Annotated in this window: 10 protein-coding genes; 8 read left to right on the top strand and 2 right to left on the bottom strand. The window is 61.3% G+C overall.

The window, feature by feature from the left end; genetic code table 11:
* The first annotated feature begins 100 nt into the window (after positions 1-100).
* From I9185_RS15515 to I9185_RS15490, 6 genes are all read left to right on the top strand, one after another.
* Complete coding sequence (locus tag I9185_RS15515) at positions 101-1,339, top strand: aspartate kinase (RefSeq protein ID WP_171636914.1); 1,239 nt, start codon at positions 101-103, stop codon at positions 1,337-1,339.
* A 46-nt stretch (positions 1,340-1,385) separates the two neighbouring features.
* Entirely contained in the window at positions 1,386-3,629 is a 2,244-nt protein-coding gene (ptsP, locus tag I9185_RS15510) for a phosphoenolpyruvate--protein phosphotransferase (protein ID WP_171636916.1), read from the top strand.
* A gap of 149 nt (positions 3,630-3,778) precedes the next feature.
* Positions 3,779-5,224: a glucose-6-phosphate dehydrogenase gene (zwf, locus tag I9185_RS15505; protein WP_171636918.1), complete on the top strand. Its 1,446-nt coding sequence runs from the start codon at positions 3,779-3,781 to the stop codon at positions 5,222-5,224.
* A 2-nt stretch (positions 5,225-5,226) separates the two neighbouring features.
* The gene (edd, locus tag I9185_RS15500) at positions 5,227-7,032 is read left to right on the top strand and encodes a phosphogluconate dehydratase (protein WP_216598296.1); all 1,806 of its coding nucleotides are present in this window, start codon (positions 5,227-5,229) and stop codon (positions 7,030-7,032) included.
* A 4-nt stretch (positions 7,033-7,036) separates the two neighbouring features.
* Positions 7,037-7,669 carry a bifunctional 4-hydroxy-2-oxoglutarate aldolase/2-dehydro-3-deoxy-phosphogluconate aldolase gene (locus I9185_RS15495; RefSeq protein ID WP_171636920.1) on the top strand — a complete coding sequence of 211 codons (633 nt, stop codon included), beginning with the start codon at positions 7,037-7,039 and terminating at the stop codon, positions 7,667-7,669.
* Between the two features lie 51 nt (positions 7,670-7,720).
* Positions 7,721-8,911, top strand: coding sequence for an aminotransferase class V-fold PLP-dependent enzyme (locus I9185_RS15490; RefSeq protein ID WP_210093511.1), 1,191 nt, complete (start codon positions 7,721-7,723; stop codon positions 8,909-8,911).
* A 131-nt stretch (positions 8,912-9,042) separates the two neighbouring features.
* Here the strand turns inward: I9185_RS15490 and I9185_RS15485 are convergent, their stop codons facing one another.
* On the bottom strand, positions 9,043-10,152 hold the full coding sequence (locus I9185_RS15485) for a pyridoxal phosphate-dependent aminotransferase (protein WP_210093510.1): 1,110 nt from the start codon (positions 10,150-10,152) through the stop codon (positions 9,043-9,045).
* 88 nt (positions 10,153-10,240) lie between these two features.
* Here I9185_RS15485 and I9185_RS15480 point away from each other — a divergent pair, with 88 nt between their 5' ends.
* Positions 10,241-11,311 carry an SMP-30/gluconolactonase/LRE family protein gene (locus I9185_RS15480; protein WP_210093509.1) on the top strand — a complete coding sequence of 357 codons (1,071 nt, stop codon included), beginning with the start codon at positions 10,241-10,243 and terminating at the stop codon, positions 11,309-11,311.
* A 66-nt stretch (positions 11,312-11,377) separates the two neighbouring features.
* Positions 11,378-12,160, top strand: coding sequence for a crotonase/enoyl-CoA hydratase family protein (locus I9185_RS15475; protein ID WP_210093508.1), 783 nt, complete (start codon positions 11,378-11,380; stop codon positions 12,158-12,160).
* On the opposite strand, the gene I9185_RS15470 is transcribed toward I9185_RS15475, so the two are convergent.
* Positions 12,161-12,493, bottom strand: coding sequence for a DUF1992 domain-containing protein (locus tag I9185_RS15470; RefSeq protein ID WP_210093507.1), 333 nt, complete (start codon positions 12,491-12,493; stop codon positions 12,161-12,163).
* Between the last annotated feature and the right edge of the window lie 32 nt (positions 12,494-12,525).

The raw sequence follows: 12,525 nt of genomic DNA, 5'->3' as shown, positions 1-12,525 counted from the left end.
CTGCGCCGCAGGCAGAACTCCTTTGCGCCCTTGCCCTTGCGGTGCCCCTCGCTTATGAGGCACGGAACGTCAAATCCAAGGCGCGGAGACTTTTGCCCCCATGCCCGTACTCGTAATGAAATTCGGCGGCACATCGGTCGCCAATCTGGACCGCATCCGCCGCGCCGCCAAACGTATCGGCGTTGAAGTTGCCAAGGGCTATGACGTGATCGTCATCGTCTCGGCCATGTCGGGCAAGACCAACGAGCTTGTGGGCTGGGTGAACGAAACGTCGCCTCTGTTCGACGCCAGGGAATACGACGCGGTCGTGTCCTCGGGCGAGAATGTTACCGCTGGACTGATGGCGCTGACCTTGCAGGAAATGGACATCCCCGCGCGCAGCTGGCAGGGCTGGCAGGTGCCGCTGCTGACCACCAGCGCGCACAGTCAGGCGCGGATCGAGGAAATCCCGACCGAGAACCTGAATCAGAAATTCGGCGAAGGAATGCGCGTTGCCGTGGTTGCAGGCTTCCAAGGGATCAGCCCCGAAGGCCGCATCACCACGCTGGGTCGGGGTGGGTCGGATACCACGGCGGTTGCCTTTGCGGCAGCCTTCGACGCCGAACGCTGCGACATCTATACGGACGTTGATGGCGTCTATACCACCGATCCGCGCATCTGCGAAAAGGCACGCAAGCTGGACCGCATCTCGTTCGAAGAAATGCTGGAACTGGCGTCGCTTGGTGCCAAGGTGCTGCAAACCCGCTCGGTCGAACTTGCGATGCGATACAAAGTCAAACTGCGCGTTCTCTCAAGTTTTGAAGAACAATCCGATGAGGCCGGCACGCTGGTCTGCGACGAGGAGGATATCATGGAATCCAATGTTGTGGCCGGTGTGGCCTATTCCCGCGACGAGGCGAAAATGACCGTTGTTTCCGTGGCGGACCGCCCCGGCATCGCCACGACAATCTTCTCGGCGCTCAGCGAAGAGGGTGTGAACGTCGACATGATCGTCCAGAACATCTCGGACGAGGGGCGTACGGACATGACCTTTTCCTGTCCCACCGATCAGGTGGCACGCGCCGAAAAAGCGCTGCTGGAGATCAAGGAAAAGGGCGAGCTGAACTATGCCGAACTGGTTGCAGACACTGATGTCTGCAAGGTCTCGGTTGTGGGTATCGGGATGCGCTCGCAATCGGGCGTGGCGGCCAAGATGTTCAAGGTGCTCTCGGATGAGGGGATCAACATCAAGGTCATTACAACCTCCGAGATCAAAATTTCCGTCCTTGTCGACAGGAAATACATGGAACTTGCTGTTCAGGCACTGCATGATGCCTTTGAACTGGACAAGGCGGCCTGAGCTTATCGGCCAAAGGTATCGCCTGACACACTAAATCGGTTGGGCCATGGCGGACGGCACGGAAACAGAATCCCGCAAGCTGCTGCGGCGGTTGCGCGAAGAAATGGCGAGCGAAGCCGCCGGTCAGGAACGTCTTGACCGGATCACGCACCTGATTGCCGACAGCATCAGGGCCGAGGTGTGTTCCATCTATCTGTTTCGCGATGAGGACACGCTGGAACTTTGCGCGACCGAGGGGCTGTCTCCGGAAGCGGTTCATAAAACCCGGATGCGCATGGGCGAAGGTCTTGTGGGGCGGGTCGCCAAGTTCGGCAAGGTCGTCAACACCGCCGACGCGCCGTCGGCCAAGGGCTTCCGTTACATGCCGGAAACCGGCGAGGAGCGGTACTCCTCGTTCCTGGGTGTGCCGGTTCAACGCCTTGGGGAAAAGCTGGGCGTTCTGGTCGTCCAGTCCCGCGAGGCGCGCGAGTTTTCCGCAGATGAGGTCTATGCACTGGAAGTGGTCGCCATGGTGCTGGCCGAAATGGCCGAGCTTGGCGCCTTTGTCGGCGAAGGCGCGGCCCTGTCGCCCCTGCACCAGCAATCGGTTCTGCTGCGCGGCGGCCCGGCGCAGGAAGGGTCTGCCGAAGGGCATGTCTGGCTGCACGAACCCCGCGTGGTGGTTACCAACCCCATTGCCGAAGACCCTCACCGGGAACGCGAACGTTTGGTCGATGCGGTGGAAGAACTGCGCGTCGGTGTCGACAAGATGCTCGAAATTTCGCAGGGCGGCGACAAGGAACAGCTGAAGGTCCTGGAAGCTTACCGCATGTTTGCCAATTCCAAAGGCTGGATGCGGCGGATGGAGGAAGACATAGCCCTGGGTCTCAGCGCCGAAGCCGCAGTGGAGAAAGAACAATCCCAGGCCCGTGCGCGCATGGGACAGGTCACCGATCCGTACTTGCGTGAACGTCTTGCGGATCTGGACGATCTCAGCAATCGCCTGCTGCGCATCCTGACTGGGCAAGGCAAGACGGACAGTGCTGATCTGCCACCCGATCCGATCCTGATCGCGCGCAATATCGGCCCCGGCGACTTGCTGGAATACGGACGGGCGCTGAAGGGGATCGTGCTTGAAGAAGGCTCTGTCGGCAGTCATGCCACGATTGTTGCACGGGCGCTTGCGATTCCTTTGGTCGTGCATGTGGGCCGGATCACCACCGAGGCACTGAACGGAGATCACATTCTGGTGGATGGTGATCAAGGTGTTGTGCATCTGCGCCCGGAAGACAGTGTGGTCAGTGCCTTCCGCGACAAGATCGCGATGCAGGCAAAGGCGCAGGAACGTTATGCGTCGATCCGCGAAACACCCTGCGTGACGCGCGATGGCTCGCGGATTAACCTTGTGATGAATGCAGGTCTGATGGCCGATCTGCCATCGCTTGGCACCTCGGGCGCCGAGGGCGTTGGCCTGTTCCGCACTGAACTGCAATTCCTGATCCGCAACCAGATGCCGAAACGGTCAGAACTGGTCAGCCAGTATCAGCGCGTTCTGGACGCGGCAGGTGGCAAAAGGGTGGTATTCCGGACACTCGACATCGGGTCGGACAAGGTTCTGCCCTATATGAAGCACGTGGCGGAACCAAACCCGGCGCTGGGCTGGCGCGCCATTCGGGTCGGTCTGGACAAGCGCGGCGTCATGAGGATGCAGTTGCAGGCCCTGCTGCGCGCCGCCAATGGTCGACCGCTGACCATCATGTTCCCTTTTGTCGCGCAGGCCGAGGAATATCGCGAAGCCCGTTGGGAAGTGAACAAAACCATCGAGCGGGAAAAACGGTTGGGTCATGTGCTGCCCGAGATGCTTGAAGTTGGCGCGATGCTGGAAACGCCGTCGCTGGCCTTCGCGCCGCAGAAATTCTTTGACGAAGTGGACTTCATTTCGATTGGCGGGAACGATCTAAAGCAGTTCTTCTTTGCTGCTGACCGTGAAAACGAACTGGTCCGGCGTCGCTATGACACGCTGAATGTCAGCTTCCTGAGCCTGATGGAACGCATCGTCGAACGCTGCGATATCTCGGACACGCCACTCAGCTTCTGTGGCGAAGATGCAGGCCGCCCGGTCGAGGCCTTGTGCCTTGCGGCGATGGGGATACGGACGCTGTCGATGCGGCCTGCCTCGATCGGCCCGGTCAAAAGCCTGCTGTTGCGGTCCAATCTGACGGAGGTTCGCAAAATCATCGCTGACGCGCGCCACCGCGGAGAGCAATCGGTGCGTCCTGCGGTCATGGACTGGCTGCGCCATCAGACCTGATGCGCTAAACGGCACGGTTTCTTCAAACTGTGCTTGATTTTTCATGGGCGGCTTTCTAATAGACAGGCAGTGTTAGCGATAACATGTCAGGTTTTGCGGGGTATCACGCCGTGCTAAGCTGATATCGGCAAATTCAGAAGGAGCCTGTGATGGTTTCACGCGTAATTCCGGTAGAGCCATTTGATCTGGTACTCTTCGGTGCGACCGGCGATCTGGCGCAGCGTAAAATCCTGCCGGGCCTGTACCATCGCTTCGAGGTCGGCCAAATGCCCGACGGCGCGCGGATCATCGGTACGGCACGCTCTGATATCGACAATGACGGGTTTCGCGATCAGGTCCGAAAATCGATGGAACAGTTCGCGCCCGGTTTTTCCCGGGAAACAATGGATCGGTTCCTTGCCCATGTCGAATATGTGCCCGTGGATGCGCTGGGCGAGGCCGGGTGGTCCGACCTGAAAGAACGGATGCGCGAAGACGTCGTGCGGGCCTTTTATTTGTCCGTTGGTCCAAGCCTTTTTTCGGGTATCGCGCAGCGGCTGCATGACACCGGTCTTGCGACACCGGACAGCCGCATTGTCGTCGAAAAACCATTTGGGCACGACCTTGCCTCGGCGAAGGCGCTGAACGAAGGCTTGCGTGCCTGTTTCGAAGAACATCAGATTTACCGGATCGACCATTATCTGGGCAAAGAGACCGTGCAGAATCTGATGGCGCTGCGCTTTGCCAACTCGCTGTTCGAACCGCTCTGGAATTCGACCCATATCGACCACGTGCAGATCACGGTGGCCGAGACCGTAAGCGTCGAAGGGCGCGGGGCCTATTACGATCAGTCCGGCGCAATGCGGGACATGGTCCAGAACCATCTGGTGCAGTTGCTGTGTCTGACCGCAATGGAACCGCCTTCGAAATTCTCGCCCAACGCGGTGCGCGATGAAAAGGTCAAGGTGATCGAAGCGCTCGAGCCCGTGGCCCAGTCTGACATCGCGCGCGGTCAGTATCGGGCCGATAAGGGCGTGGGCGGTTATGTCGATCATGTCGGCAACCCCGCCAGCCGAAGCGAAAGCTTCATCGCCCTCAAGGTTCATATCGGCAACTGGCGTTGGGCAGGTGTGCCGTTCTATCTGCGTACTGGCAAGCGTCTGCGCGCGCGGGAATCCGAAATTGCGGTGTTCTTCCGCGATCCGCCGCACACGATTTTTCCCAATGTCGGCCCTCTGCACGGAAACGTTCTGGTGATCCGGTTGCAACCTGACGAAGGCATCACCCTGCGCACCACGATCAAGGATCCGGGACCGGGGGGCTTCCGGCTGTCGGATGTTGCGCTGGACATGAGCTTTGCCGATGCGCTTGGGGCCGAAGCGCAAGCCCCCGACGCTTATGAGCGGCTGATCATGGATGTCATCCGTGGCGATCAGACACTGTTCATGCGTGGGGACGAGGCCGAGGCCGCCTGGGCCTGGGTCGATCCCATCATTCAGGGCTGGGAGCAGCGCGGAGACCGCCCGTCCCGGTACGATCAGGGCAGTTCAGGCCCCGAAGAAGCATTGATGCTGATGCATCGCGATGGGCGCCGCTGGCGTCAGATCGGAGGGTAATCATGGTTCACTCAGTCATTTCCGATGTCACCAAACGGATCATCGACCGCAGCGCCGATCTGCGCGGCCCACATCTTGAACGGATGGAGCAAGCCAGATCCAAGGGTCCTGCCCGTGCGCATCTGTCCTGTAGCGGTCAGGCCCATGCCTATGCGGGCGCGGGCGAGGATCAGCAATCGATGGCCACCGGCACTGCGGGCAATCTGGGTATTGTCACCGCCTATAATGACATGCTTTCGGCTCATCAGCCGTTTGAACGCTATCCCGCCCTGATCCGCGATGCGATCCGTGCCGCCGGCGGAACGGCACAGGTGGCAGGCGGTGTGCCAGCCATGTGCGACGGTGTCACCCAGGGCGAAGCGGGGATGGAGCTGTCGCTGTTCTCACGCGACGTCATCGCGTTGGCAACCGGTGTGGCGCTTAGCCACAACACCTATGACGCGGCTGTTTTTCTTGGGGTGTGCGACAAGATTGTGCCCGGCTTGATCATCGGCGCGCAGGCCTTTGGCCATCTGCCTGCCGTATTCCTGCCCGCAGGCCCGATGACCAGCGGCTTGCCGAACGACGAAAAAGCCAAGGTCCGACAGAAATTCGCCGCCGGGGAAGTGGGCCGCGAAGAGCTGATGAAGGCTGAAATGGCGGCCTATCACGGCCCCGGTACCTGTACCTTTTATGGCACCGCCAATACCAACCAGATGCTGATGGAGTTTATGGGGCTGCACCTGCCGGGCTCCAGCTTCGTCAATCCGAATACCCCGTTGCGTGACGCCCTGACCGAGGAAGGCGCGCGCCGTGCCCTGTCGCTCAGCGCGTTGGGCAACAGCTACACTCCGGTCTGTCAGGTTCTGGACGAGCGCGCTTTCGTCAATGGCATCGTCGGTCTGATGGCAACCGGTGGTTCAACCAATCTGCTGATCCACCTGATCGCCATGGCGCGCGCTGGTGGTATCGTGCTGGACTGGCAGGATTTTTCCGATATTTCCGCTGTGGTGCCGCTGGTCGCGCGGGTCTATCCCAACGGCCTGGCGGATGTGAACCATTACCACGCGGCCGGCGGCCTTGGGTACACGATCGGTACTCTGCTTGAACAAGGCTTGCTGCACCCGGACACGCTGACCGTCGCAGGTCAGGGGCTGCACAACTATACCAAGGAACCCAAACTGATCGATGGCGAGTTGATCTGGCAGGATGGTTCGGGACACAGCCTGAACGAAAAGATCCTGCGCCCAGCCAATGACCCGTTCCAACCCACCGGGGGCCTGTCGCGCCTGACCGGCAATCTGGGCACTGGGGTTATGAAAGTATCAGCCGTAGCGCCGGAACATCAGGTCGTCGAAGCACCCGTGCGGGTGTTCCACGATCAGGATGAGGTGAAAGCCGCCTTCAAAGCCGGAGAGTTCACAGATGACGTTATCGTCGTGGTCCGGTTTCAGGGCCCCAAGGCCAACGGGATGCCGGAACTGCACTCGCTGACGCCCATGCTGTCGATCCTGCAGGGCCGGGGCCAGAAAGTGGCTCTGGTCACCGATGGCCGCATGTCTGGCGCTTCCGGCAAAGTACCCGCCGCCATCCATGTTGTCCCCGAGGCGCTCGACCGCGGCCCCATTGCATACCTTCAGGACGGTGACGTCCTGCGCGTCGACGCGGTCAGGGGTGATCTGGAAATCCTCACCGCAGGCGTTCTGGACCGGTCCCCCGCGACCGCCGACCTGTCCGCCAATCAACACGGCGCTGGGCGCGATCTTTTTGGTGCGTTCCGCCAGAATGTCGGCTCGGCCGACACCGGTGCCAGCGTTTTCGGAGTTTAACCTCATGTCCAAATCCCAACGCACCCGCGAAATCTGCGCTATGGCACCCATTGTTCCGGTTCTGGTTGTCGATGATGTCGCGCAGGCCCGCCCGCTGGCCGAGGCATTGGTCGCCGGCGGCTTGCCCGCGCTTGAGGTCACCTTGCGCACGCCCGCCGCGCTCGACGCGATCCGCGCGATGGCCAAGGTGCCGGGCGGCGTGGTCGGCGCAGGTACGCTGGTCACACCCGAAGACGTCTGCGCCGCCAAAAAGGCGGGCGCGCAGTTCGGCGTTTCCCCCGGTGCCACGGATGCCCTGATCGCGGCCTGCGAAGCCGAAGACCTGCCGCTGTTGCCCGGCGCCGCGACGGCAAGCGAGGCTATGGCGTTGCTGGAAAAAGGCTATGACATGTTGAAATTCTTCCCGGCCGAGGCCTCGGGCGGCGCGCCCGCGCTCAAGGCAATCGGCGCGCCGCTCCCCCAGATCAGCTTTTGCCCGACCGGGGGCGTGTCCCCCGCCAACGCCCGCGACTACCTGTCATTGCCCAACGTGATCTGCGCTGGCGGAAGCTGGGTCGCACCAAAGCAACTGGTCGAAAACGGCGACTGGGCCGGGATCGAGACACTTGCGCGCGAGGCGTCGAAGCTGGCGGATTGACGCCGCGCGACCCCTCGGTAATGTGGGCGTCAATTCATACAGGTTGACCCCATGACACAGACAGTTTCCCTTTCCCAGGGGCGGACATATTTGGCCATTCCGGGCCCTTCGGTCATGCCGGACGCGGTATTGCAAGCCATGCACCGTCCGTCGCCTAACATCTATGATGGCGAACTTATTGATATGATGCCCGGCCTGACGCGCGATCTGTGCCGGGTTGCCCGCACAAATCACAACGTTGCCATCTATATCGCCAATGGTCACGGCACCTGGGAGGCCGCTCTGTCCAACGTGATCGCCCCAGGCGAAACCGTTCTAGCTCCTGCCTCGGGCCGGTTCACCCATGGCTGGGCCGAGATGGCCGAAGGCATCGGGGCAAAGGTTCAACTGATCGATTTCGGCACCTCGTCAACCTGGGATTTTGACCGGATCGCAGACGCATTGCGTGCGGATCGAAACCACCAGATCAAGGCGGTTCTGGCGGTCCACGTGGATACATCCAGTTCGATCCGGAACGACATCCCGGCGCTGCGCAGGCTTCTGGACGACCTGCAACACCCGGCGCTGCTGATGGCAGACTGCATTGCCTCACTTGGCTGTGACAGGTTCGAGATGGATGGCTGGGGCGTCGATGTCACAGTTGCCGCTTGCCAAAAAGGCCTGATGACCCCGGCGGGCATCGGCTTTGTTTTCTTCAACGAAAAAGCGCAAGCCAAACGGGCCACCATGCCGCGCGTTTCGCAATATTGGGATTGGCAGCCGCGCGCCGATCCAGACCTGTTCTATCAGTATTTCAACGGCACCGCGCCCACGCACCACCTCTATGGCCTGCGCGCCGCGCTTGATCTGATCCATGCAGAGGGGATCGAACAGGTCTGGGCCCGCCATGAACGTCTGGCCACTGCCATCTGGGCGGCCTGCGAAACATGGGCCGAAGGCGGCGCGCTGCATCTGAACGTTGCCGATCGCGCCCACCGCAGTCACGCCGTCACGGCCTTGCGATTGACAGAAGGTCGCGGCACGGCCCTGCGCGCGTTCACTGAACATCAGCTGGGCCTGACGCTGGGCATTGGTCTTGGGATGGAGGACTACGACAGCTGTTTTCGCCTCGGGCATATGGGGCATATCAACGGGCAGATGGTCATGGCGATTCTGGGCGGCGTGGAAACGGGCATGGCTTCACTTGACATATCGCGTGGCAAGGGGGCCCTTGAAGCCGCCGCCGCCGTGCTGGCGGCCTGACACCCTACGGGCATCTCCGCCCGATCCGCTTCTTCATCTGGCCAAAAATATCCTAGGGGGGGATCGCGCCGTGGCGCGATGGGGGGCAGACAGCCCCCCTTTTGCTGTCCGACCGGGCGCAAAGGGATCAATCAGCGCACCCGCGCGACCGTGAGCGCCTTGGGCATCGCGGCGGCAAACGCGTCCAGATCAGACGCCGGGCCACAGCTTACCCGAATGCACCTGTTCTGCGGTGCCGCGAACGGCATTCGGACAAAAATCCCCTGCGCCACCAGGGCGTCCAGCACGGCCTTGGCAAAATCCCCGTCGCGCCCGCAGTCAATCGCCACGAAATTGGTGGCCGAAGGCAGGGCCGCCAATCCGTTTTCCCGGGCAATCGTACCGATCCGCGCGCGTGCCTGTTCGATCTGCGCCTGAACATGCTCCAGCCACGCGCCATCCTGCAAAGCCGCCAAAGCACCGGCCTGCGCGGCGCGGTTCATACCGAAATGGTTGCGCACCTTGTGAAAGGCCGCGATCAGATCCGGCGTGCCCATGGCATAGCCAACCCGCGCACCCGCCATGCCATAGACCTTCGAAAAGGTTCGCATCCGGATTACGCGCGGATCATCTACACTCACAGGTGCCGCCGTCCCCTCGGGCGCACATTCCACATAGGCCTCATCCAGAACCAGCAGGCAGCCATCAGGCAAGGCATCCATGGCGGCCACGATGTCCGCGCCGGAATGCCAGCTGGCCATCGGATTGTCCGGATTGGCCAGATAGACCAGCTTGGCACCAACCTCCGCCGCCTTGGCAAACAGCGCCGATGGGTCCTCGTAATCACCTGAATACGGCACTTTGTGAAGAATGCCGCCGAACCCGGCCACATGATAATTGAAGGTCGGATAGGCCCCGTCCGAGGTGACAACCGCATCCCCGGGCCCGACGATCAGCCGCACCAGATAGCCCAGCAGCCCGTCAATACCTTCGCCCACGACGATATTTTCCGGCGATACGCCGTGATGGTCGGCCAAAGCATGGCGCAGGTCATGGTTTTCGGGGTCGCCGTACATCCAGATCTCTGACGCGGCTTGCGCCATGGCCTGGGTCGCGCGGGGCGAGGGGCCGAAAATGCTCTCATTGGCGCCCAGTCGGGCCACAAAGGACGCGCCGCGCTGGCGCTCTTGCGTTTCCGGGCCGACAAAGGGCACGGTGGCGGGCAGGGATTGGGCAAGCGGGGTGTATCGAGGTCCGGTCATGTCCGCAGATAACCCCAAGCCCGATCAATGAGCAAGCGCGCACAGGCGTTGGGCGCGCTGGAATAGAAGTATGAATAAAGGAGCGCAGATGCGCATTCTCTCGATCGTTTTTCTCCTGGGGCTCGCCTATCTTCTGATCTGGCCGGTCCCGGTAAAACCTGTCGCCGTCGAAATGCCGGTAGATGCCGGTTTCACAGGTGATTTCGCAGAGAACAACGCGCTGGGCGTCGCGCAGCTGATTCGCCTGCCGGGTGCAGAGATTGGCCCTGAAGACATCGCTTTCATGCCAGATGGCACGATCTACACAACCAGCCTGTCCGGCACTCTCTACCGCATCGACGGGGCGGAACCGGTCGAGGTTGACCAACTTGGCGGGCGTCCGCTGGGCCTCAAGGCCGGACCGGATGGCGCGCTTTACATCGCTGACAGCTATCGGGGGGTGATGCGTTGGACCGGTCCGGGCACATTGGACACGCTGGTGGGCGACATCAACGGCGCCCCGGTGATCTACGCCAACCAGCTGGATGTGGCGCGGGATGGCACGATCTACTTCTCGAATTCATCTGACCGCTTCGATCCTGAAACCATGGGCGGGACCAAACCGACCTCTGTCCTCACCATCTGGGAACAGTCCGATACGGGTTACGTCGCGCGTCGCACACCCGACGGCCGCACCGAGAAAATCGCCGAGGGCTTTGTCTATACCAACGGTGTCGCGCTTTCACCTGACGAGGATTTTCTGCTGATCGCGGAAACAGGTCGCGCGCGCGTGCACAAGCTGTGGCTGACCGGACCAAATGCAGGGCGGCAAGAGATCCTGCTGGAAAACCTGCCCGGCTATCCCGACAACCTCGAGGCTCAGGGCGACGGCACCTATTGGATGGCCTTCGCCAGCCCGCGTGTCCCGTCCGAAGCGCTGATGCCGTACCCGTTCCTGCGCAAGGTGATCTGGCGATTGGGTCCGGCAGTGCGCCCCGCGCCGATCCATCGCGGCATGATGGTGCAGTTTGATGGCGATGGTACGATCCTGCGCACGCTACAGGACCCGCAAGGCCGCTTGGGCATCACGACCGGCGGTAAGATTGCGGGGGATCAGTTCTATGTCATGACGCTCGATTCCCCGTGGTTCGGGCGAATGCCTGTCAGCGACATGCCCTGACGTCGCAGTGGTATTCCGCAGTCTGTCCGGGCATGTTTGTCACGATTGAATTTCCGGAGGTCCTCCATGTCACGCGTATCCGTTGCCTATCAAGACCACGTTGCCCATGTCACTCTGACCCGAGGCGACAAGATGAATGCGCTGGATGATGCAATGATCAAGGCACTTTTGTCCGCCGGGCAAGAGGTCGCCGCGTCGGATGCCCGTGCCGTGGTCCTGTCCGGCGAAGGCAAAAGCTTTTGCGCCGGGCTCGACATGGCAAGCTTTGCCAAGATGGCCCATATGGACCCCACGGAATGGCTGATGACTCGCAGCCATGAAGACGCCAACGAGATGCAGGAGCTGGCGCTGATCTGGCGTCGCGTTCCGGTTCCGGTGATCTGCGCAATTCAGGGCGCGGCTTATGGCGGTGGCCTGCAAATCTCGCTGGGCGCGGATATCCGTATCGCGCATCCCGAAGCGAAACTGGCCGTGATGGAGATGAAATGGGGCATCATTCCCGATATGGGCGGCATGGTTCTGTTGCCTCGGCTGGTCCGGTCGGACGTGCTGCGGCTGCTGACCTATACGGCCCGCCCGATCGGTGCGCCGCAGGCGGCGGAGTGGGGCCTTGTGACGCAATTGTCCGACGATCCGTTGACCGAAGCGTTGGCCCTAGCCGAAAACATCGCGGGCCAAAGCCCTTCGGCCATCCGTGCCGCCAAGCGTCTGATCGAGGTTGCCGAAACTCAGCCCCGCGCAGACGTTTTGATGGCGGAATCTGCTGAGCAGGTGGAACTGATTGGCAAACCCGACCAGATGGAAGTTGTCATGGCGCAGATGCAGGGCCGCAAGCCCGTGTTCAAATGATCACCGCATGAAGGCTTGCCGTGCGTCGCGGGCCATGTTGTAGCGCATTTCCAGATCGGCGATACGGGCCATTGCGGCTTTGCGCTCGGCGGGGTCCGTCAGGGTCGCATAATCCTGCCGCGCTGTGTCGAGCTGTTTTTTGATGTCGAATTCTTCCGGCAACACGCCTGCCTGCGCCATGATCCGATGGCCGGCGGCGGTGGCCGGATCGCTCAATGCCTCGGATGACCGGTCAGGCAGCGGTTCGCCTTCGCCCTCGAGGCCCTGCAACTGACCCTCGGTCTGGGCTTTCTTGATCTGGTGCTCGACCAGTTTTCCTAACGCTCCGAACATGGCCTCTTCATACCTGTTTTGAAGTGCGGTTT

The organism is Ruegeria sp. HKCCSP346 (assembly GCF_017872595.1).
Classification (GTDB): domain Bacteria; phylum Pseudomonadota; class Alphaproteobacteria; order Rhodobacterales; family Rhodobacteraceae; genus Ruegeria.
The sequence above is the reverse complement of the archived record's forward strand: the minus strand, read 5'-3'. Positions and strand labels throughout refer to the sequence as shown.

Coding starts and splice junctions, on each gene's coding strand:
- I9185_RS15515 (WP_171636914.1), top strand. CDS start 101: ATGCCCGTACTCGTAATGAAATTCGGCGGCACATCGGTCGCCAATCTG.
- ptsP (WP_171636916.1), top strand. CDS start 1,386: ATGGCGGACGGCACGGAAACAGAATCCCGCAAGCTGCTGCGGCGGTTG.
- zwf (WP_171636918.1), top strand. CDS start 3,779: ATGGTTTCACGCGTAATTCCGGTAGAGCCATTTGATCTGGTACTCTTC.
- edd (WP_216598296.1), top strand. CDS start 5,227: ATGGTTCACTCAGTCATTTCCGATGTCACCAAACGGATCATCGACCGC.
- I9185_RS15495 (WP_171636920.1), top strand. CDS start 7,037: ATGTCCAAATCCCAACGCACCCGCGAAATCTGCGCTATGGCACCCATT.
- I9185_RS15490 (WP_210093511.1), top strand. CDS start 7,721: ATGACACAGACAGTTTCCCTTTCCCAGGGGCGGACATATTTGGCCATT.
- I9185_RS15485 (WP_210093510.1), bottom strand. CDS start 10,152: ATGACCGGACCTCGATACACCCCGCTTGCCCAATCCCTGCCCGCCACC.
- I9185_RS15480 (WP_210093509.1), top strand. CDS start 10,241: ATGCGCATTCTCTCGATCGTTTTTCTCCTGGGGCTCGCCTATCTTCTG.
- I9185_RS15475 (WP_210093508.1), top strand. CDS start 11,378: ATGTCACGCGTATCCGTTGCCTATCAAGACCACGTTGCCCATGTCACT.
- I9185_RS15470 (WP_210093507.1), bottom strand. CDS start 12,493: ATGTTCGGAGCGTTAGGAAAACTGGTCGAGCACCAGATCAAGAAAGCC.